The organism is Streptomyces sp. NPDC021356 (assembly GCF_040641015.1).
In the GTDB taxonomy this organism is placed as follows: Bacteria; Actinomycetota; Actinomycetes; order Streptomycetales; family Streptomycetaceae; genus Streptomyces.
Window position 1 is genome coordinate 41211 of record NZ_JBFACU010000010.1, and the last position, 19958, is coordinate 61168.

Consider the following 19958-nt stretch of genomic DNA (forward strand, 5'->3'; position numbering starts at 1 on the left):
TCCCCTTACCGGCCTGCGCGGCCGAGGAGTGAACGAGGGTTTACTTCGAATGTACTGAGCGGCGGTCGGCCCCGTCATCGGGCCGTCGGTGTGATCGCGCGCACGTTGCGTAACCACCCCGCTCGCGCTGCACTGAGACCATGCTGACGCGAATCGACCACATCGGGATCGCCTGCCACGACCTCGACGCGACCGTCGAGTTCTACCGGGCCACCTACGGCTTCGAGGTGTTCCACACCGAGGTCAACGAGGAGCAGGGCGTGCGCGAGGCCATGCTCAAGATCAACGCGACGTCCGACGGCGGCGCCTCCTACCTCCAGCTCCTGGAACCGACCCGCGAGGACTCCGCCGTCGGGAAATGGCTCGCGAAGAACGGGGAGGGCGTCCACCACATCGCCTTCGGCACCGCGGACGTCGACGCGGAGGCAGCGGACATCCGGGACAAGGGCGTACGCGTCCTGTACGAGGAGCCGCGACGCGGCTCCATGGGGTCACGGATCACCTTCCTGCACCCCAAGGACTGCCATGGCGTCCTCACAGAACTGGTCACTTCGGCGCCCGCCGAGTCGGCCGAGCACTGACCGACGTACATAAGGGCCGGTAGGGTTGGGGGCGATCGTCCCCGACAACGGGGCGGTCCGGTCGTGCCGTCGAGGATGGCAGGACCGCCGGGGTCCGGGTTTCGGGGGACGAGCGACGGGGCAGCAGCCCATGCTCCGCCGTTGATCTGACACCATTCCCCCGGGGGCCCCGTTCGGCGGATGGACGGAGCTCGTTTGGACAGGCTTGCGACCAGGGGACGGATGGGACCGCGCAGTGCGGGGCTACGAACGCCAGGAGCGAGAGCCGGCGGCTGACGTCGACCACCTCTCTCGGTTCGAGGCCGAGATGGAGCGGCTGAAGACCGAGCGGGAAAAGGCGATCCAGCACGCCGAGGACCTCGGCTACCAGGTCGAGGTGCTGCGCGCCAAGCTGCACGAGGCGCGCCGCACCATCATGACCCGGCCCGCCTACGACAGCGCGGACATCGGTTACCAGGCCGAGCAGTTGCTGCGCCAGGCGCAGGTGCAGGCCGACCAGATCCGCGCCGACGCCGAGCGCGAGCTGAGCCAGGCCCGGGCGCAGACCCAGCGCATCCTCCAGGAGCACGCCGAACAGGCCGCCCAGCTCCAGGCAGAGCTGCACCAGGAGGCGGTGTCCCGGCGCCAGCAGCTCGACCAGGAGCTGGCCGAGCGCCGGCAGACCGTCGAGTCGCACGTCAACGAGAACGTCGCCTGGGCCGAGCAGCTGCGTGCCCGCACCGAGCAGCAGGCCCGCCGCCTCCTGGACGAGTCCCGCACCGAGGCCGAGCAGGCCATGGCCGCCGCGCGCGCCGAGGCCGAGCGGCTGACCGCCGAGGCCCGGCAGCGGCTGCGCGGCGAGGCCGAGTCGGCGCGCGCCGAGGCCGAGCAGATCCTGCGCCGCGCCCGCACCGACGCCGAACGCCTGCTCACCGCGGCCTCCACCCAGGCCCAGGAGGCGACCGACCACGCCGAGCGGCTGCGCAGCTCCACGGCCAGCGAGTCGGACGCCGCCCGTCGGCAGAGCGCCGAGCTGAGCCGGGCCGCCGAGCAGCGGATGACCGAGGCCGAGGAGGCGCTGCGCAAGGCGCAGAGCGAGGCCGAGAAGCTGGTCACCGAGGCCAAGGAGAGCGCCGCGAAGGCGCTGGCGAGCGCCGAGTCGGCCAACGAGCAGCGCACCCGCACGGCCAAGGAGCAGGTCGCCCGGCTGGTCGAGGAGGCCACCAAGGAGGCCGAGAGCACGAAGTCCGAGGCCGAGCAGCTGGTCGCGGACGCCCGCGCCGAGGCGGAGAAGATCGTCGCCGAGGCCTCGGAGAAGGCCCGCAGCGTCACCGCGGAGGAGACGGCCACCCAGCTGTCCAAGGCGGCGAAGACCGCCGAGGACGTGCTGAACAAGGCGTCCGAGGACGCCAAGAAGACCACGAAGGCCGCGTCCGAGGAGGCCGAGCGGATCCGTTCGGAGGCGGAGGCCGAGGCCGACCGGCTGCGTGCCGAGGCGCACGACATCGCCGAGCAGCTCAAGGGCGCCGCGAAGGACGACACCAAGGAGTACCGCGCCAAGACGGTCGAGCTGCAGGAGGAGGCGCGCCGGCTGCGCGGCGAGGCCGAGCAGCTGCGCTCCGACGCGGTCGCCGAGGGCGAGAAGATCCGCGCGGAGGCCCGGCGCGAGGCCGTGGCGCAGATCGAGGAGGCGGCGAAGTCCGCCGAGGAGCTGCTGGCCAAGGCCAAGGCGGACGCGGACGAGCTGCGCGGGAGCGCGACGGCCGACAGCGAGAAGGTACGCACGGAGGCCATCGAGCGCGCCACCGCGCTGCGCCGGCAGGCCGAGGAGACCCTGGAGCGCGCCCGCGGCGAGGCCGAGCGGCACCGCGCGGAGGCCGACGAGCACGCCGAGTCGGTACGGGCGGACGCCGAGCGGGCCGCGACGGAGCTGCGCGAGGAGACCGAGCGGGCGCTGGCGGCCCGGCAGAGCGAGGCCACCGAGGAGCTGACCCGGCTGCACACGGAGGCCGAGGAGCGCCTCGCCGCCGCCGAGCAGGCCCTCACCGACGCCCGTGAGCAGGGCGAACGGATCCGCCGCGAGGCCACCGAGGAGGCCGAGCGGCTGCGGAGCGAGGCGGCCGAGCGGATCCGCACGCTGCAGCAGCAGGCGGAGGCGGAGGCCGAGCGGCTGCGCGACGAGGCCGCCGCGGACGCGTCGGCGTCCCGCGCGGAGGGCGAGGCGGTCGCCGTCCGGCTGCGGTCGGAGGCCGCGGCCGAGGCGGAGCGGCTCAGGACGGAGGCCCAGGAGACCGCCGACCGGGTCCGCGCCGAGGCGCAGGCCGCCGCGGAGCGGCTGGGCGCGGAGGCGTCCGAGACGCTGGACGCCGCCCGCGAGGAGGCCGCCCGGCGCCGCCGCGAGGCCGAGGAACTGCTCGGTTCCGCGCGCCAGGAGGCGGGCCAGGAGCGGGAGCGGGCGCGCGAGCAGAGCGAGGAGCTGCTGGCTTCGGCGCGCAGGCGGGTGGAGGAGGCGCAGGCCGAGGCCGTCCGGCTGGTGGAGGAGGCCGACCGGCGCGCCACCGAGATGGTGTCGGCCGCCGAGCAGCACGCGCAGCAGGTACGGGACTCCGTGGCCGGGCTGCACGAGCAGGCGCAGGAGGAGATCGCCGGGCTGCGTTCGGCCGCCGAGCACTCCGCGGACCGTACGAAGCGGGAGGCCGAACAGGAGGCGGACCGGGTCCGCGCCGACGCCTACGCCGAGCGGGAGCGGGCGAGCGAGGACGCGGCACGGCTGCGGCGCGAGGCGGGCGAGGAGACCGGGGCCGCCAAGGCGCTCGCCGAGCGCACGGTGTCCGAGGCGATCGCGGAGGCCGAGCGGATCCGTACGGACGTCGCCGAGCACGCGCAGCGGGTGCGCACCGAGGCCTCCGACACGATCGCGCAGGCCGAGCAGGCCGCCGCGCGCACGCGTGCGGACGCCCGGGACGACGCGAACCGGATCCGTTCGGACGCGGCGACCCAGGCGGACACGCTGATCTCCGAGGCGCGTTCGGAGGCGGAGCGGCTGCAGACGGAGACGGCCGCGGAGGCCGACCGGCTGCGCGCGGACACGATCGCCGAGACGGACCGGCTGCGGGCCGACACGGTCGCCGAGACCGACCTGCTGCGCACGGAGACGGCCGCCGAGGCCGAGCGGGTGCGGACCGAGGCGCTCGCCGAGGCCGAGCGGGTGCGGGCGCAGTCCGTCGCCACGGCGGAGAAGCTGATCTCGGACGCCACCGGGGACGCGGAGCGGCTGCGGGCCGAGGCCGCCGAGACGGTCGGCTCGGCGCAGTCCCGCGCGGAGCGGATCCGCACCGAGTCCGACCGGGTGAAGGCGGAGGCGGCGGCGGAGGCCGAGCGGCTGGTGACGGCGGCCCGTGAGGAGGCCGAGCGGACCCTGGACGAGGCACGCCAGGACGCCAACAAGCGGCGTTCGGAGGCGGCCGAGCAGGTCGACAGGCTCATCACCGAGACCACGGCCGAGGCCGACAAGCTGCTCACCGAGGCGCAGGGGAACGCGGTCAAGACCAAGGCGGACGCGGAGTCCCAGGCCGACACGATGGTGGGCGCGGCCCGCCAGGAGGCCGAGAGGATCCTGGCGGAGGCGACGGTCCAGGGCAACACGGCGGTGGAGAAGGCCCGTACGGACGCGGACGAGCTGCTCGTCGGGGCCCGCCGGGACGCCACGCAGATCCGTGAGCGCGCCGAGGAGCTGCGCGAGCGCCTCACCTCGGAGATCGAGGAACTGCACGAGCGGGCCCGCCGCGAGGCCGCCGAGACGATGAAGTCGACCGGCGACCGCTGCGACGCGCTGATCAAGGCCGCCGAGGAGCAGTTGGGCAAGGCGCAGGCGAAGGCCAAGGAGATCGTCTCGGACGCCAACTCCGAGGCGGGCAAGGTGCGCATCGCCGCGGTCAAGAAGGCCGAGGGGCTGCTGAAGGAGGCCGAGCAGAAGAAGGCGAAGCTCGTCAAGGAGGCCGAGGAGCTGAAGGCGGAGGCGGTCCAGGAGGCGCGGCGCACGGTCGAGGAGGGCAAGCGCGAGCTGGAGATCCTGGTGCGCCGGCGCGAGGACATCAACGCCGAGATCTCGCGGGTCCAGGACGTGCTGGAGGCGCTGGAGTCCTTCGAGGCACCGTCGTCCGGGAAGGACACCGGAGTCAGGACGGGCGCGACGGTGGGTGCGCCGCGTTCGGGCGGGAAGTCGTCAGAGGGGTAGTCAGAAGGTTAGCCTTCTGGGTGGATTAGGGGCCTCACGGGGGAGCTTCCGAAGGCTCCGCCGGGGTACTTGGCAAGCGCTCGGGCGGTCCGCCACTCAAAAGAGGTGTCATTCTCCAGATCAAACACGTATCCGCTCGATGACACACCGCTTCGGCCCCTAGGATTCGACCTATCACCTCACCGGTCTCATTCGACAGGAACCCCATGAGCGACACTTCCCCCTACGGCTTCGAGCATGTGCGGCGTGGGTACGACCGCGCTCAGGTGGACGATTACATCGCCAGGCTCGACTCAGACCTCGCCGACGCCCGCGCCCAGACCAAGATGCTGGAGAAGCGCATCGAGGAGCTCCACCTCGAGACGCAGAGCGCCCAGGCCCAGATCACCGACGCCGAACCGTCGTACGCGGGTCTCGGCGCCCGGGTCGAGAAGATCCTCCGCCTCGCCGAGGAGGAGGCGAAGGATCTGCGTGAGGAGGCCGCGCGCGCGGCTGAGCAGCACCGTGAGCTGGCCGAGGCGTCGGCCCAGCAGGTCCGCAACGACGCCGAGTCCTTCGCCGCGGAGCGCAAGGCCAGGGCCGAGGACGAGGGCATCCGGATCGTCGAGAAGGCCAAGAGCGACGCCTCCCAGCTGCGCAGCGAGGCGCAGAAGGACGCGCAGTCCAAGCGGGAGGAGGCGGACGCCCTCTTCGAGGAGACCCGCGCCAAGGCCGCGCAGGCCGCCGCCGACTTCGAGACGAACCTGGCCAAGCGCCGCGAGCAGTCCGAGCGTGACCTGACGCTCCGCCAGCAGAAGGCGGAGAAGCGGCTCGCGGAGATCGAGCACCGCGCCGAGCAGCTGCGCCTGGAGGCGGAGAAGCTGCGCACGGACGCCGAGCGCCGCGCCCGCCAGACCGTGGAGACGGCGCAGCGTCAGGCCGAGGACATCGTGGCCGACGCCAACGCCAAGGCGGACCGCATCCGTTCGGAGTCCGAGCGCGAGCTGGCGGCGCTGACCAACCGCCGCGACTCGATCAACGCCCAGCTGACGAACGTCCGCGAGATGCTGGCGACCCTGACCGGTGCCGCGGTGGCCGCCGCGGGCACCCCGGCCGAGGACGAGCCGGTCTCCCGCGGGGTCCCCGCGCAGCAGACCCGGTAAGCAAGCACGGGGAAGTGGGCCCGGTCGGAGCACACGCGTCACGGACCGATGATCGCCGAGCCCCCCGCCGCCTTCCGGTGGCGGGGGGCTCGGCGCACCCTTAGCGTGGCCGCATGATCGAGCTGGCGGGCCTGACCAAGCGCTACGGCGAGAAGGTCGCGGTCGACGACCTCACGTTCACGGTGCGGCCGGGCACCGTCACCGGGTTCCTGGGGCCCAACGGTGCCGGGAAGTCCACGACCATGCGGATGATCCTGGGCCTGGACCATCCCACCGGCGGGGACGTGCGCATCGACGGCCGGCACTACCACGAGCTGCGGGACCCGCTGACGTACATCGGTGCGCTGCTGGACGCCAAGGCCGTGCACGGTGGGCGCAGCGCGTACAACCACCTGCTGTGCCTGGCGCAGAGCAACGGGATCCCCACCCGCCGGGTGCACGAGGTGCTGGAGACGGTGGGTCTGACGGCGGTCGCGCGGAAGAAGGCGAAGGGGTTCTCGCTCGGCATGAGCCAGCGCCTCGGCATCGCGGGGGCGCTCCTCGGCGATCCGCGGATCCTGATGTTCGACGAACCGGTCAACGGGCTCGACCCGGAGGGCATCCACTGGATCCGCAGCCTGATGCAGTCGCTGGCCGCCCAGGGCCGTACGGTCTTCGTCTCCTCCCATCTGATGAGCGAGATGGCGCTGACCGCCGACCATCTCGTGGTCATCGGGCAGGGGCGGCTGCTCGCGGACACCTCGATGGCCGACTTCATCGCACGCAACGCGCGCTCCTGCGTCCGGGTGCGCACCCCCGACCGCGAGCGGCTGCTGGAGGCGCTGCACGGGGCCGGGATCCAGGTCGCCCAGGCCGGGGACGGGGCGCTGGAGGTGGACGGCGGCAGCTCCGAGGAGATCGGGGAGCTGGCCGCGCGCAGCCAGGTGGTGCTGCACGAGCTGAGTACCCGGCAGTCCTCCCTGGAGGAGGCGTTCATGCGGCTGACCGCCTCCTCGGTGGAGTACCACGCGCACGCGGAGCCGGCCGGGCGGCCCTGGGGCGTGGACTGGAACAGCAGGACGGCGGCGGATCCGGCGGGGTTCGAGGAGAGCGCGGCACGGACGACGGTGGAGGGCTGAGGCATGGCGGCGACCCAGGTCATCCGGTCCGAATGGACCAAGATCCGGTCGGTGGCGTCGACCGTGTGGACCCTGTCCCTGGCGGCGGTGGTCACCATCGCCCTCGGCATGCTGATCTCGGGCCTGACCCGGAGCGAGTTCGGGAACATGCCCGCGCGCGAGCGGCTCTCCTTCGACCCCACCTTCGTCAGTTTCGCGGGCATGACCCTCGGTCAGCTGGCGATGATCGTCTTCGGGGTCCTGGTGGTGTCCAACGAGTACAGCACCGGCCTGATCCGCACGTCGCTGGCCGCGGTCCCCCGGCGCGGGGCCTTCCTGGCGAGCAAGGTGGCCGTCGCGGCCCTCCTGGCCCTGCTCGTCGGCATGGCCACCAGCTTCGCCGCGTTCTTCCTCGGGCAGGCGATGCTCGGCTCGCTGCGGACCTCGCTGGACGCGCCGGGTGTGCTGCGCGCGGTGATCGGCGGCGGGCTGTACATGACCCTGATCGCGGTGTTCTCGATGGCCGTCGCCGTGATGCTGCGCTCGCCGATGCTGTCCCTGGGCATCCTGATGCCGTTCTTCTTCCTGATCTCCAACATCCTCGGCAATGTCTCGGCGACGAAGAAGATCGGCCAGTACCTGCCCGACCAGGCGGGCAGCCGCATCCTGCGGGTGATCCCCCGCGTCGGCGACGACACCCCCTACGGTCCCTGGGGCGGTCTCGGCATCATGGCGCTGTGGGTGCTCGCGGCGCTCGCGGTCGGCTACGCGCTGCTGCGCAAGCGGGACGCCTGAGGGCGTATCCCCGCAGATCAGGACGTACCAGCCCCACACGCCTTTACTTTCTTTTGGCCGGAACCGTCAGCGCCCGGATATCCTCCTAAGCCTTACGGGGGCGTGCGCCCCGCTGTCCTGAACCTCGGGACGGCTACCTTCCGATGGGACCGGAGCATGATCGAGGCAGTCGGCCTGACCAAGCGCTACGGCGCCAAGACCGCCGTGGACAACCTCTCCTTCCAGGTGCGGCCCGGTGCCGTGACCGGCTTCCTCGGGCCGAACGGCTCGGGCAAGTCGACGACCATGCGGATGATCCTCGGCCTGGACAACCCCACCGCGGGCACGGTGACGATCGGCGGCTACCCGTACCGCAGACTGCCCAACGCCCCGCGCCAGGTGGGCGCCCTGCTGGACGCCAAGGCGGTGCACGGCGGCCGGAGCGCCCGCAACCACCTGCTGTCCCTGGCCCAGCTGTCGGGCATCCCGGCCCGCCGCGTCGACGAGGTGCTGGGCGTGGTCGGCCTTCAGGAGGTGGCCCGCCGGCGTTCGAAGGGGTTCTCGCTCGGCATGGGGCAGCGGCTCGGCATCGCGGCGGCGCTGCTGGGCGACCCGCAGGTGCTGCTGTTCGACGAGCCGGTCAACGGCCTCGACCCCGAGGGCATCCTCTGGGTGCGGAACCTGATGAAGGCGCTGGCCGCCGAGGGACGGACCGTGTTCGTCTCCAGTCACCTGATGAGCGAGATGGCGCTGACCGCGGACCATCTGATCGTCATCGGGCGCGGCCGACTGCTCGCCGACATGAGTGTGACGGACTTCATCTCCGCCAACTCCGCCGACTTCGCCCGGGTCCGCACCCCCGACACCGACTCTCAGCAGCGGGAGAAGCTGTCCTCCGCGCTGACCGAGGCGGGCGGGCAGGTGCTGCCCGAGCAGGACGGCGCGCTGCGCGTGACCGGCCTGCCGCTGCCCCGCATCAGCGACCTCGCGCACGAGGCGGGCGTACGGCTGTGGGAGCTGTCGCCGCACCAGGCCTCGCTGGAGGAGGCGTACATGCGGATGACGCAGGCGGTGGTCGACTACCGCTCGACGACCGACGAGAAGGCCGGCCTGATGCAGCCGCTGCCGCCCGGTACCCAGCCGCCGGTGCCGGTGCCGGGCCAGGGCCAGCCCGGCTGGTACGCCCCGCCACCGCCGCAGGCGCAGCCCGGCGCGGGCGCGCCCAACCCCTACGCGCAGGCCGCCCCGGCCTCCCCCGCAAGTGACCTCACCAAGTCCGAGGACGCCCGATGAGCACGCCGCAGACTCCGATGCCGCCGGCCGCACAGCCCGCCTGGGAGGCGGGGGCCGCTTCTCCGCACCCCGGTTACACCTCGCCGATCCCCGTCGTCCGCACGCACCTGGGGCACGCCCTCGCCTCCGAGTGGACGAAGATCAAGTCGGTGCGCTCCACACTGTGGACCCTGGGGGTGTTCGTCGTCCTCGTGATCGGGATCGGGCTGCTGACCGGCGGGGTGGTCGCCCACTCCTCCAGCGACCTGTCCGGTAACGAGAACGCGCTGACGCTGGGCTTCTTCGGCGTGCTCCTGGGCAGCATCTGCATCATCACGCTGGGCGTGCTGACCACGGCCTCCGAGTACGGCACCGGCATGATCCGCACCACGATGACCGCGTGCCCCACGCGGGGACGGGTGCTGGCGGCCAAGGCGCTGGTGTTCTTCCTGCTCTCCTTCGTCATCACCCTGGCGTGCACGGCGGTGGTCGCGCTCGCGCAGTCGGCGATGCTCGAGGGCAGCGGCGCGCGCCGGCCGTCCGGCGGCGAGTGGTTCAAGGCGACGGTCGGCGTCAGCCTCTACCTGGCGCTGCTGGGGCTGATCTCGCTGCTCATCGGTTCGGTGCTGCGGCACTCGGCGGGCGCCATCACCATCATGATCGGCGTCGTGCTCGCTCCGCTGGTCATCGCGCTGTTCATGTTCACGCGGTCGCTGGAGCCGGTGCGCACCGCCCTGTTCGAGTACTCCATCCCGAACCAGCTGGGCGTCTTCTACTCCAGCTCGCTGAGCGATTCCGGCCCGTCGGGCTGGGACCCGCTGTGGATCATGCTGGGTGTGACGGCCGCCTTCGGCGCCGGCGCGTGGGCGCTGCTGCGGGAGCGGGACGTGTAGGTCCGCGGACCCTGGGGGCCGTGGAGGCCCGGCTTTCAGAACTTCGGCGCGTTACGGGACCGCTGCACCCGCGTGGTGCGGCGGTCCTTCGCGTTCCAGCAGGACTTGTGCCAGTGCCGGCGGTCGTCCACCCCGGCGTACTCGGGCCAGGCCACCACGTGCGGGACGCCCGGACCGATCATCTGGTCGCAGCCGGGGCAGCGGTACGTCTTGCCCGCCGCGCCGGCGCCCGCGACATGGCGCACGCTCCACTCCTCGCCCTGCCAGCTCTCGGTGGACTGCCAGCCCCCGTAGCGACTCGCCGCGTCGTCCTCGGCGCTCCGGCCGGACGAGCCAGGACCCTTGGGGCGGTTGCGACGCGGGGACACGGGACACCTCACCGGTTCTGCGGAAGGACGGGGTCCGTCCAGCGTACGCGGCGCCGCCGGGCGGACGCGCAAGGAACCGGATTGCCTGCCGAACCGCACAAGTCGCTCTCCGGAACGGTCAATTCCGCAGACAATCCGGAAATCCCTCCGCCAGGCCGTGACCTCGGCACGTGTCGTGCGGTTATGCCCGGTGGGGGAGCTCCGCGTCGGAGCCGAGGAAGCAGGAAGAGCGATGCGCGTAGGAAGTTTCGTGTTGGCGGCCCAGTTCCCCGGGCAGGGCCAAGGGGAGGCGCTGCACCGCGCGGTCCGGACGGCCGAGGTCACCGAGGAGGCCGGCCTGGACGCGGTCTGGCTCGCCGAGCACCACTTCGTACCGTACGGGACGTGCCCGTCGGCCATCACCCTGGCCGCGCTGCTGCTCGGCCGCACCCGCCGGCTGCGGGTGGGGACGGCGGTGAGCGTGCTGCCCACCGCCCATCCGGTCGCCCTGGGCGAACAGGCCGCCCTGCTGCACGTGACGAGCGGCGGCCGGTTCTCGCTGGGCGTGGGCCGTGGCGGTCCGTGGGTCGACCTGGAGGTCTTCGGGACGGGCCTCGCGGCGTACGAGACGGGGTTCCCCGAATCACTCGATCTGCTGGTGCGCTGGCTGCGCGAGCCGTCGGTGTCGGCCTGCGGCGACCGGTTCGGCTTCCGCGAGGTCGCCGTCGTGCCCCGCCCCGCCGAGGCGCTGACCGATGCCCCGGGCCCCGAGGTCGTCGTCGCCTGCACCTCACCGGCGAGCGTCCGGCTGGCCGCCGAGCGCGGGTTGCCGATGCTGCTCGGGATGCACGTCGGCGACGAGGAGAAGGCGGAGATGATCGCCCTGTGGCGGCGCAGCGCACGAGCCGCCGGGCACCCGGCCGAGGCGATCCGGGACGCGGCCCATGTCTCGGCCGGGGTCTGCCAGATCGCCGACCGGCGCGCGGACGCGGAGGAGACCCTGCTGAAGGCGATGCCGGGCTGGCTGAAACAGGGCCTGGACGCCCATGTCACGGTGGACGGCCGCAGCCGCCGGATGCGCGACCCGCTGGCCTACACGGAGCTGCTGTGCGGACTGCACCCCGTGGGCACGCCGAGGCTGTGCGCGGACCGGCTCGCCGCGACCTTCGAGCGCACCGGCATCTCGCGCTTCGCCCTGCTCGTCGAAGGCTCCGGCGACCTGGCGGCGACGGAGGAGACCGTACGACGGCTCGGCGCCGAGGTACTCCCCCACCTCCGCTGACCCGTGCCGCCCCGGGCGGGCCTGCCGCCCCGGCCCTCCATGCACCTCCCGCGGGCGGGGCGGCAGACCGGCGACCAGGTCCTCCCGTCTGGATCACGCCGGTTCGCGGGGTGGCGATCCGGCCCGATCCAGACGGAAGATCCTGCCCCCCTCAGCAGTCCCGGAGCTCCGGCGACTGGTTGAGCAGCTGACTGCGCACCGACGTGAAGCGGGACAGCCGCTCGTCGGCCGAGGCGTCCAGCGGGAACACCGCGACCCGGTGGCAGTTCTGGAAAGCCAGCCGCACACCGAAGTGCCGCTGCAGCGCGCCGCGTATGGCATCACTCGCGAGCGCACGCAGCAGCTGACCGCGCGCCTGCTCGTCCGGCGGGGGCGTCTGGTTGTCGGCGAATTCTCCGCCGTCCACCTTCAGCTGGGCCACCAGGGAGCTGATCATCTCCCACGCATAGGGCAGGGAGGTCCGGACGCAGTCGACGAAAGCTGCTTCGTCGACCTCGCCTCGCTCGGCCTGTTCGAGTAGGGCCGGTGAGACGTCGAGCGACATGGGTTCTCCTCTCGCACCCCCGACCAGCAGGGGTTGCCGGACAGATGAGGGAGTTCGCGATACCGAACACGGTGAGTACACACCTCGCAACCTCCCGTTCCTACGGTAGGCAACGAAACGAGGGCTTACCAGGCGAATGCGAGGACCGGCCGGTCGAGTTGGGCACACAATCGGCCACAAGTGAACACGGGTGATCCAGGGAAAAATGGGACGGCCCCCGGCGGAGCCTCCCTGGGGCGCGAGCGGAGCAGGACGGGCGAATCGCGTACGGCACGGTGCGTCGAGTAGCGTTGCGGACCATGCGTCTCGTCATCGCCCGGTGCTCCGTCGACTATGCGGGCCGGCTCACCGCCCACCTCCCGTCGGCTCCCCGTCTGATCCTGGTCAAGGCCGACGGCAGCGTCTCGATCCACGCGGACGACCGCGCCTACAAGCCCCTGAACTGGATGTCGCCGCCGTGCACGCTGAAGGAGGGCGCGGGCGACGAGGAAGGCGTCTGGACGGTCGTCAACAAGGCGGGCGAGAAGCTCATCATCACGATGGAGGAGATCCTCCACGACTCCTCGCACGAACTCGGCGTGGACCCGGGGCTGATCAAGGACGGCGTGGAAGCGCACCTCCAGGAACTCCTCGCCGACCGCATCGACACCCTCGGTGAGGGCTACACGCTCATCCGGCGCGAGTACATGACGGCCATCGGCCCGGTGGACATCCTGTGCCGGGACGGTGCCGGGCAGACGGTCGCCGTCGAGATCAAGCGGCGCGGCGAGATCGACGGGGTGGAGCAACTCACCCGCTACCTGGAGCTGTTGAACCGCGATCCGCACCTCGCGCCGGTGCGCGGTGTCTTCGCCGCGCAGGAGATCAAGCCGCAGGCCCGGGTCCTCGCGACCGACCGCGGCATCGGCTGCCAGGTGCTGGACTACGACGCGCTGCGCGGCATCGAGGACGACAAGCTGCGGCTGTTCTGAGGCCGGCGCCCCTTCGCGCACGGGGGCCCGGACCGGCTCGGCCGGTCCGGGCCCCCGTGCGTGTGCCGCGCGGCCCGCTCGCTCAGGTCGCCGTGCCGTCCGGGGTGCCCGCTCCGCCGCTTACCGGGGCGGCGGCCGAGCCGCTGGTGGTGACGGGGGCGTCGGAGGGGGCGGGGCGGCTCGCCGAGTTGGTCGTGGACGGGCTGAGGGTCGACGACCCGGTCGGGTCCGGCGTGGTCGGCGTGGACGGGTCGGTCGGTGTGCCCGGCGTCGACGGCTCGCCGGTCGGACCGCTGGGCTTGCCCGTGGGCGTGCGGGGCGGGCTCGGGTGTGTGGGAGGAGGGGTGTCCGAGGTGCCGCCCGACTCGGACGGCGTCGGCGGGTCACCGCCGTCCGTGCCGCCGCCCGTGCCCTTCGTGGAACTCGCGCCCGGGGTGGGAGCGTCCGGGCCGGCCGGCCGCGTCGGGTCGTCCGAGGTGCCGTAGGTCCCGTCGGGGCCCGGGTCCGTGGGGCGGGCGGTCCCGCTGCCGGTGTCGCCGACGGTGCCCGCGCCGCCGCTGCCGTCCTGCGGGGTGTCGGCCCCCGGCCCGCCGTCGTCGGTGCCCTGGCTCGCCGGCGGGTTGCCGCCGACCTGGCCGGAGGGGTCGTCGGCGTCGCTGTGGGAGGTGGCGCCGAGCGTCACCACCGTGCCGAGGACGGCCGCGAGCAGCACGCCCGCGCCCGCCGCCACGAGGTTGCGCCGGGCGAAGTTCTTCAAGCCGGCCCGGTGCCCGCCCGGGGCGCCGGGGCCCGGCGTGGCCGCCTTCGGGGACGTCACGGGCAGACCGGCGGCCGAGGGCCGGTAGGTGACCTGGGTGGCCGGCGCCTCCGCGGCCGGCGGCTGGAGCGGCGGGAAGGCGGCAGGGGCCGCCCCGAACGCGGAGACCGACTCCTCGCCCCTGGTGTCCGGCGCCTCCTCCGCCGCCGGGGCGCCCGGTGCCGCGACGGCGCCGAGGCCCGGTGCGGTGCCGGAGCGGTCGGTGACCAGGGCGAGCGCGCGGCGGCCCGCGACGGTGCCGCGCCGGTCGGAGAGGGCGCCGCGCAGGCCGATGGAGGCCTCCAGCTCGGCGCGGGCCCGGTCGAGCAGTCCGCCGCAGAGCGCGAGGATGCCGAGTTCGTGGTGGAAGTAGGCCTGCTCGGCGACCTCACCGGCGAGCCGGGAGGCCTCGGTGCCGAAGCGCAGCGCCCGCTCCCACGCGCCCCAGGCCAGTGCGGCGGCGAAGGCGGGCGCGGCGGCGCGGGCGAGCTGTACGGCGGTGCTCTCCTCGTCCTCGCCGGGCGGGGTGGCCAGGGGCACGAGCACGGCAAGCGCGGCGAGGACGGCGTCGGCCTCGGCGGTGACCCGCTCGGGCGTCACGGAGGGGTGGCCGGCCCACCAGGCGTAGTGCCGGGCCGCGGCGCGCGCCTGTTCCTCGGCGTCTTCGGCGTATCCGGCGGCCTCCAGCTGCGTGAGGACCCCGGCGGCGAGCCGGTGGCGGGAGCCGACCGGGGAGACCAGGCCGCAGCCCGCCAGTTCGCCGAGCGCGGCGTCGGCGTGGGTGTCGCCGATCAGCGCGGGCAGGTGGGCCTGGTGGGGCACCTCGCCGCCGAGCGCGACGGCGAAGCGCAGCGTGGCGCGGGCGGAGGCGCTGAGCCGGGAGGCGAGCAGCGGGGCGGGTGCGGCGGCCTCACCGAGCGAGGGCAGGGGAACGTCGTCGCCGTCGCCGCTCGTGAACGGGGCGTCCGCGGGCGGGGCGTCGGCGAAGACGCCGAACTCCTCGACGGCACCGGCGCCGGCCCGCAGCCGGTCGCGCTGGCGCAGCAGGGCGCCGGCCTGGACGAAGCGCAGGGGCAGGCCCTCGGACTCGAACCAGAGGTCACCCGCCCAGTTGGCCTCCTCCTCGGTGAGGACCCGGCCCACGCAGCGCTCGATGAGTTCGACGCCGCCGGCCCGGTCGAGGCCGGCGAGGAAGACCTCTTCGAGGGCGGAATCAGCGGAGGGGGCAGGCACGTCGGGGGTGGCGGCGACCAGGAAGGCGCACTCGGGGGTGGCGTCGAGCAGTTCGTCGAGGGCGGTGCCGCCGAGTTCGCTGTCGTCGATGACGACGACGGCGCCGATCTCGCGGACGTGCTCCAGGAGTTCGTCGCGTCCGGGGCGGTGCAGGGGCGCGCCGTACACGGCGTGGAAGAGGTCGTGCAGCAGGTCGCCTGCGGTGCGGCGGTGGCCGTTGAGCCGGACGACGCCGTCGGGCGCGAGGTCCGCGCAGTCCTGGGCGACGACGTCGAGGAGACTGGTGCGGCCGGAGCCGCCGGGTCCCGTGAGGCGTACGGAACGGCCGCGGGACAACAGCCGTACCAGCCGCTCGCGTTCGTCCTGGCGCTCCAGGAGCGCAGCGGGGGCCGGGGCCGGGCCGGGCGGGACGGGCGGCTTGGCGGCGCGGTCGGCATCGGCGCGGGCGGCCGGCGTGTGCCTGCGCGGGGGGCCGGGGAGTTCCCCGGGCGGGCAGGCCTCTATCTCGCTGCCGTCCACGGGGTTGACGGTGAGCAGGAAGTCGCCGGTGACGACGCGTGCCGTGCGGGCCGGGGCGGTGGCGTGCGGCGGGAAGTCGGCGGCGAGGGGTTCCCTGGGCGGGCGCCGGTCCGGGGCGGGGCCGTCGCCGGCCGGGCCCATGTCCTCGGGCTCCCGGGTGTTCGGGTCCATGGGTTCCACAGGTTCCAAGCCCCCCAGAGGCGTCGTGTGCTGCTGGTCCAGCCCTCCCGGCCGTGTGCCGCACTCCGCGCTGTCGCTCCTGGTCCGGGCCCGCTCGAGGGTTGCGAGGCAGCGGGCGACCGAACCCTAAACCCTCGCACAGTATCTACGACAGGCCGGGGTGCCGCGCGGCCCGAGACGTCACGGTCTCGTGAGGATTGCGTGTGACGTACGCTTCCGTGCCGTGCGCCCGGGTCGGACGTACGCTTCCGTGCCCTCCGCCCGGGTCACACGCGGGGCAGGGACTCCACGCCGATGCCGCCCTCGATGGCGAGGATGCGGTGCAGACGGGTGGCCACCAGCAGGCGCTGCATCTGCGTCGGCACGCCGCGCAGCACCAGCCGCCGGCCGCAGCGGCCGGCGCGCCGGTGAGCGCCCATGATCACGCCGAGGCCGGTGGCGTCCCAGGAGTCGAGCCCGGACAGGTCGAGGACCAGGTCGCCCGCGCCGTCGTCCACGGCCGAGTGCAGGACCGTACGGGCGTCCGCCGCGGTGCGGACGTCGAGGCGGCCCCCGACGACCACCTCGGCGTGGTCGCCCCTGATGTACATATGCGCTCCCCGGGAATGCGGTGGCGTGCTCCGTGTGACGGTTGGCTGTGCAACGTCTGACTGCTTGTGTGGCGGTGCGGTTGCTGTCTGTGGGGGAACCGATACCGAATTCACCCCGAAGGGTGATGCCGGTGCCCCCGCAGCGGTGTCAGTGCTTGTAGAAGCCCTGCCCGCTCTTGCGTCCGATGTCACCGGCGTCAACCATCCGGCGCATCAGCTCCGGCGGAGCGAACTTCTCGTCCTGGGTCTCGGTGTAGATGTTGCCCGCGGCGTGCAGCAGGATGTCGACGCCGGTGAGGTCGGCGGTGGCGAGCGGGCCCATGGCGTGGCCGAAGCCCAGCTTGCAGGCGAGGTCGATGTCCTCGGCGGTGGCGACGCCCGACTCGTACAGCTTGGTCGCCTCGACGACGAGGGCGGTGATGAGCCGGGTGGTCACGAAGCCGGCCACGTCGCGGTTGACGACGATGCAGGTCTTGCCGACGGACTCGGCGAACTCCCGTGCCGTGGCGAGGGCTTCGTCACTCGTCTTGTAGCCGCGGACCAGCTCTACGAGCTGCATCATCGGCACCGGCGAGAAGAAGTGCACGCCGACGACGCGCTCCGGGCGCCCGGTCACGGCCGCGATCTTGGTGATCGGGATGGCGGAGGTGTTGGAGGCGAGCACGGTGTCCTCGCGCACGAGCTTGTCGAGAGTGCGGAAGATCTCGTGCTTGACCTCCAGCTTCTCGAAGACGGCCTCGACGACGACGTCCGCGTCGGCCGCCGCGTCCAGGTCGGTGGTCGGGGTGATCCGCGCGAGGGCGGCCTCCGCGTCCTGGGCCGCCAGCTTGCCCTTGCTCACGAACTTGTCGTACGAGGCCTTGATGCCGTCGGTGCCGCGCTTGAGCGCCTCGTCGGTGACGTCCCGCAGGACGACGTCCCAGCCCGCCTGCGCGGAGACCTGGGCGATGCCGGACCCCATGAGACCGGCTCCGATGACGGCGAGCTTGCGTGCCACTGAGACTCCCCTTGTGTACGACTGCTGTGACGACTGCTGGGACCACTGCCGTGACGCCTGCTGGTGAACGGCCGCGCCGGCGTCCGCGCGCGCGGCGGAAGGGCCGCTTTCACGCTCTTTGCGCATGCCTCTCGGCGGACACTAGCGCTAGCGCGGCGCTGTGTGACCGGTAAGTAACGCGCGTCACGTCTCAATTGACGGACATCACACCGGCAGGGGTCACTACGCGCCTCGGACGGCGTAGTTGAGCACCTTCTCGCTCAACAGGTCCGCCATGTCGTCGAGGAGATCGAGGACCTCCCGGGACACCTCCCCGGGCGGCCTCTCCTTGAGCATCTCGCGGCCGACGACGGCCATGACGGTGCCGTGGAGCCAGCTGATCTGACCGGCCATCAGGCCCGGCAGCGGGTCGTCGTCCGCCGCGCCGGTCTCCTCCCGCAGGGCCTGCTCCAGGTTGGCCTGCACCTCCTGGGCGACGGCCCAGAGCCGGGAGCGCAGCGCGGGCGCGGCCTCGATCACCCGCATGAAGGGGACGTAGCCGGGGAACAGCCCGATGCGCGGCGAGACCGCCTCGACCTCCGCGCGCAGTTCGCGCAGCACGGCGCGGGCGGCGGACTCCCCCGGGTCCCGGCCGCGCACCCAGCGGGCGAGCCGGTCGACCACGCCGCTGGAGCGGTCGAGGAAGAGGTCCTCCTTGGCGGGGAAGTAGTTGTAGACGGTGTTGACGGAGACGTTCGCCGCGTCGGCGATCTCCGCGACCGTGACGGCGTCGAAGCCGCGCTCGACGAACAGGCCGGTGGCGACGTCCGAGATGTACTGCCTGGTCTGCCGCTTCTTCCGCTCCCTGAGCCCCTCTGCCATGGGGGGAATCCTAGCCTCCCCGAAGCCCTTTCTGGTGGTCCTGGATTTTTGGAGACATTGCAAAATTTAAGAGTCTCTGTTTTTCTGTCGGCATGACACCAGCAGTCATCGGCGCGGCCGGACTGGCCCGCACCTTCCAGACGAAACGCGGCCCGGTCCAGGCCGTGCGCGGCATCGACCTGACCGTCCGCGAGGGCGAGATCCTGGGCTTCCTCGGCCCCAACGGGGCGGGCAAGACGACCACCCTGCGGATGCTCACCACCTTGCTGTCCCCCACCGGTGGCACCGCCACCGTGGCGGGCTGCGACCTGGCCACCGACCCGGTCGGGGTACGGCTCGCCTGCGGCTACGTGGCGCAGTCCGGCGGGGTCGACGGCCAGATCACGGTGCGGGAGGAACTGGTCACCCAGGGCCGGATGTACCGGCTGACGAAGTCCGGGGCCGTCGAGCGCGCCGCGGAACTGGCGCGCGACCTCGGCCTGACCGACCTGCTCGACCGCAGGACGTCCGCGCTCTCCGGCGGCCAGCGCCGCCGGCTGGACATCGCGATGGCCCTCACCCACCGCCCGCGCGTGCTCTTCCTCGACGAACCGACCACGGGCCTGGACCCCGGCAGCCGCGCCGACCTGTGGGACCTGGTGCGCCGGCTGCGCGACGAGCAGGGCACGACCGTCTTCCTGACCACCCACTACCTCGACGAGGCGGACGCCCTCTCCGACCGGCTGGTCATCGTCGACCGGGGCGTGGTCGTCGCGGAGGGCACGCCGAGCGCGCTCAAGCTGGAGTACGGCGGCTCGCTCGACGCCTCCCTCCAGGACACCTTCCTCGCCGTCACCGGCCGCGGCCCCTCCCCCGCCGCCGACACCGCCCCCGCCGCCGTCTAGGCCCCATCGAGGACACCTGATGCTTCTCCACGACACGGCCCTCATCTACGGCCGCTACCTGCGTCAGTCCCTGCGCTCGCGCTTCGCGCTGCTCTTCGGCGTGCTGACGCCCCTGCTCTACCTGCTCTTCTTCGGGCCGCTGCTCACCGGGCTGCCGCTGGGCGGCGGCGGCAGCTCCTGGCAGGTGCTCGTCCCCGGCCTGCTGCTCCAACTCGGCTTGTTCGGCGCCCTGTTCGCGGGTTTCACGATCATCATCGAGAAGGGGCAGGGCGTGGTGGAGCGGATGCGGGTGACCCCCGTCAGCCGGCTCGCGCTGCTGCTGGGCCGGGTGCTGCGCGACGCCACCGTCTTCGTCTTCCAGGCGGTGCTGCTGGTGCTGGCCGCCCTGGTGATGGGGCTGCGCGCGCCGCTGGCCGGCATCCTCATCGGCTTCGCGTTCGTCGCCCTGCTCACCCTCTCGCTCGCCTCGCTGTCCTACGCGATCGCGCTGAAGGCCGCCACTCCGCAGCAGTTCGGCCCGATGATCAACGCCGTGTCGATGCCGTCGATGCTGCTGTCCGGCCTGATGCTCCCGATGACCCTGGCACCGGCCTGGCTGGACGTGCTCTCGCACTTCGTCCCGTTCCGCTACCTGGTGGACGCGGTGCGCGACGCCTACGTCGGCTCGTACACCAGCGCGCACATGCTGTACGGCAGCGTGGCCGCCGTCGCCTTCGCCGCGCTGGCCGTGACCGTGGGCACACGGGTCTTCCGTACGACCGGGGCGTAACTACGCTGGT

Annotated in this window: 17 protein-coding genes; 11 read left to right on the forward strand and 6 right to left on the reverse strand. The window is 72.8% G+C overall.

Annotated features, from left to right (window positions below):
• Positions 1-140: 140 nt before the first annotated feature.
• From mce to AB0G56_RS15390, 7 genes are all read left to right on the forward strand, one after another.
• Complete coding sequence (gene mce, locus AB0G56_RS15360; RefSeq protein ID WP_360969250.1) at positions 141-581, forward strand: methylmalonyl-CoA epimerase; 441 nt, start codon at positions 141-143, stop codon at positions 579-581.
• 235 nt (positions 582-816) lie between these two features.
• Entirely contained in the window at positions 817-4797 is a 3981-nt protein-coding gene (scy, locus tag AB0G56_RS15365) for a polarized growth protein Scy (RefSeq protein ID WP_360969253.1), read from the forward strand.
• 206 nt (positions 4798-5003) lie between these two features.
• Positions 5004-5939, forward strand: coding sequence for a cellulose-binding protein (locus AB0G56_RS15370; protein ID WP_360969256.1), 936 nt, complete (start codon positions 5004-5006; stop codon positions 5937-5939).
• 113 nt (positions 5940-6052) lie between these two features.
• Entirely contained in the window at positions 6053-7057 is a 1005-nt protein-coding gene (locus AB0G56_RS15375; protein WP_360969259.1) for an ABC transporter ATP-binding protein, read from the forward strand.
• Positions 7058-7060: 3 nt separating this feature from the next.
• Positions 7061-7831: an ABC transporter permease gene (locus AB0G56_RS15380; RefSeq protein WP_360969261.1), complete on the forward strand. Its 771-nt coding sequence runs from the start codon at positions 7061-7063 to the stop codon at positions 7829-7831.
• A 156-nt stretch (positions 7832-7987) separates the two neighbouring features.
• Positions 7988-9103 carry an ABC transporter ATP-binding protein gene (locus tag AB0G56_RS15385; protein ID WP_360969264.1) on the forward strand — a complete coding sequence of 372 codons (1116 nt, stop codon included), beginning with the start codon at positions 7988-7990 and terminating at the stop codon, positions 9101-9103.
• On the forward strand, positions 9100-9975 hold the full coding sequence (locus tag AB0G56_RS15390; RefSeq protein WP_360969266.1) for an ABC transporter permease: 876 nt from the start codon (positions 9100-9102) through the stop codon (positions 9973-9975). The genes AB0G56_RS15385 and AB0G56_RS15390 overlap by 4 nt, the downstream gene beginning before the upstream one ends.
• Positions 9976-10010: 35 nt before the next feature.
• Here AB0G56_RS15390 and AB0G56_RS15395 read toward each other — a convergent pair whose 3' ends face one another.
• On the reverse strand, positions 10011-10343 hold the full coding sequence (locus AB0G56_RS15395; protein WP_360969269.1) for an ATP/GTP-binding protein: 333 nt from the start codon (positions 10341-10343) through the stop codon (positions 10011-10013).
• 232 nt (positions 10344-10575) lie between these two features.
• On the opposite strand from AB0G56_RS15395, the gene AB0G56_RS15400 reads away from it, so the two are divergent.
• The gene (locus AB0G56_RS15400) at positions 10576-11604 is read left to right on the forward strand and encodes an LLM class flavin-dependent oxidoreductase (protein ID WP_360969272.1); all 1029 of its coding nucleotides are present in this window, start codon (positions 10576-10578) and stop codon (positions 11602-11604) included.
• 151 nt (positions 11605-11755) lie between these two features.
• On the opposite strand, the gene AB0G56_RS15405 is transcribed toward AB0G56_RS15400, so the two are convergent.
• Positions 11756-12148: an SCO5389 family protein gene (locus AB0G56_RS15405; RefSeq protein WP_360969275.1), complete on the reverse strand. Its 393-nt coding sequence runs from the start codon at positions 12146-12148 to the stop codon at positions 11756-11758.
• Between the two features lie 299 nt (positions 12149-12447).
• Here AB0G56_RS15405 and nucS point away from each other — a divergent pair, with 299 nt between their 5' ends.
• On the forward strand, positions 12448-13119 hold the full coding sequence (gene nucS, locus AB0G56_RS15410) for an endonuclease NucS (protein WP_360969278.1): 672 nt from the start codon (positions 12448-12450) through the stop codon (positions 13117-13119).
• A gap of 82 nt (positions 13120-13201) precedes the next feature.
• Here nucS and AB0G56_RS15415 read toward each other — a convergent pair whose 3' ends face one another.
• From AB0G56_RS15415 to AB0G56_RS15430, 4 genes are all read right to left on the reverse strand, one after another.
• The gene (locus AB0G56_RS15415) at positions 13202-15838 is read right to left on the reverse strand and encodes an ATP-binding protein (protein WP_360969281.1); all 2637 of its coding nucleotides are present in this window, start codon (positions 15836-15838) and stop codon (positions 13202-13204) included.
• Between the two features lie 275 nt (positions 15839-16113).
• A complete protein-coding gene (locus AB0G56_RS15420) occupies positions 16114-16437 on the reverse strand; it encodes an STAS domain-containing protein (RefSeq protein WP_360969284.1) in 324 nt (107 codons plus the stop codon).
• A 148-nt stretch (positions 16438-16585) separates the two neighbouring features.
• On the reverse strand, positions 16586-17434 hold the full coding sequence (locus tag AB0G56_RS15425; RefSeq protein ID WP_360969287.1) for a 3-hydroxyacyl-CoA dehydrogenase family protein: 849 nt from the start codon (positions 17432-17434) through the stop codon (positions 16586-16588).
• Positions 17435-17656: 222 nt separating this feature from the next.
• Positions 17657-18295 carry a TetR/AcrR family transcriptional regulator gene (locus AB0G56_RS15430; RefSeq protein WP_360969290.1) on the reverse strand — a complete coding sequence of 213 codons (639 nt, stop codon included), beginning with the start codon at positions 18293-18295 and terminating at the stop codon, positions 17657-17659.
• 92 nt (positions 18296-18387) lie between these two features.
• On the opposite strand from AB0G56_RS15430, the gene AB0G56_RS15435 reads away from it, so the two are divergent.
• Both AB0G56_RS15435 and AB0G56_RS15440 read left to right on the forward strand, forming a co-directional pair.
• Positions 18388-19179: an ATP-binding cassette domain-containing protein gene (locus AB0G56_RS15435; RefSeq protein ID WP_360969292.1), complete on the forward strand. Its 792-nt coding sequence runs from the start codon at positions 18388-18390 to the stop codon at positions 19177-19179.
• A gap of 19 nt (positions 19180-19198) precedes the next feature.
• On the forward strand, positions 19199-19948 hold the full coding sequence (locus AB0G56_RS15440) for an ABC transporter permease (RefSeq protein ID WP_360969295.1): 750 nt from the start codon (positions 19199-19201) through the stop codon (positions 19946-19948).
• Positions 19949-19958: the final 10 nt, after the last annotated feature.

Excerpts from the sequence above, each read along its gene's own strand:
- mce (WP_360969250.1), top strand. The coding sequence starts at position 141 with ATGCTGACGCGAATCGACCACATCGGGATCGCCTGCCACGACCTCGAC.
- AB0G56_RS15380 (WP_360969261.1), top strand. The coding sequence starts at position 7,061 with ATGGCGGCGACCCAGGTCATCCGGTCCGAATGGACCAAGATCCGGTCG.
- AB0G56_RS15405 (WP_360969275.1), bottom strand. The coding sequence starts at position 12,148 with ATGTCGCTCGACGTCTCACCGGCCCTACTCGAACAGGCCGAGCGAGGC.
- nucS (WP_360969278.1), top strand. The coding sequence starts at position 12,448 with ATGCGTCTCGTCATCGCCCGGTGCTCCGTCGACTATGCGGGCCGGCTC.
- AB0G56_RS15435 (WP_360969292.1), top strand. The coding sequence starts at position 18,388 with ATGACACCAGCAGTCATCGGCGCGGCCGGACTGGCCCGCACCTTCCAG.
- AB0G56_RS15415 (WP_360969281.1), bottom strand. The coding sequence starts at position 15,838 with ATGGACCCGAACACCCGGGAGCCCGAGGACATGGGCCCGGCCGGCGAC.
- AB0G56_RS15370 (WP_360969256.1), top strand. The coding sequence starts at position 5,004 with ATGAGCGACACTTCCCCCTACGGCTTCGAGCATGTGCGGCGTGGGTAC.
- AB0G56_RS15390 (WP_360969266.1), top strand. The coding sequence starts at position 9,100 with ATGAGCACGCCGCAGACTCCGATGCCGCCGGCCGCACAGCCCGCCTGG.
- AB0G56_RS15440 (WP_360969295.1), top strand. The coding sequence starts at position 19,199 with ATGCTTCTCCACGACACGGCCCTCATCTACGGCCGCTACCTGCGTCAG.
- AB0G56_RS15385 (WP_360969264.1), top strand. The coding sequence starts at position 7,988 with ATGATCGAGGCAGTCGGCCTGACCAAGCGCTACGGCGCCAAGACCGCC.
- AB0G56_RS15375 (WP_360969259.1), top strand. The coding sequence starts at position 6,053 with ATGATCGAGCTGGCGGGCCTGACCAAGCGCTACGGCGAGAAGGTCGCG.
- AB0G56_RS15430 (WP_360969290.1), bottom strand. The coding sequence starts at position 18,295 with ATGGCAGAGGGGCTCAGGGAGCGGAAGAAGCGGCAGACCAGGCAGTAC.
- AB0G56_RS15420 (WP_360969284.1), bottom strand. The coding sequence starts at position 16,437 with ATGTACATCAGGGGCGACCACGCCGAGGTGGTCGTCGGGGGCCGCCTC.
- AB0G56_RS15400 (WP_360969272.1), top strand. The coding sequence starts at position 10,576 with ATGCGCGTAGGAAGTTTCGTGTTGGCGGCCCAGTTCCCCGGGCAGGGC.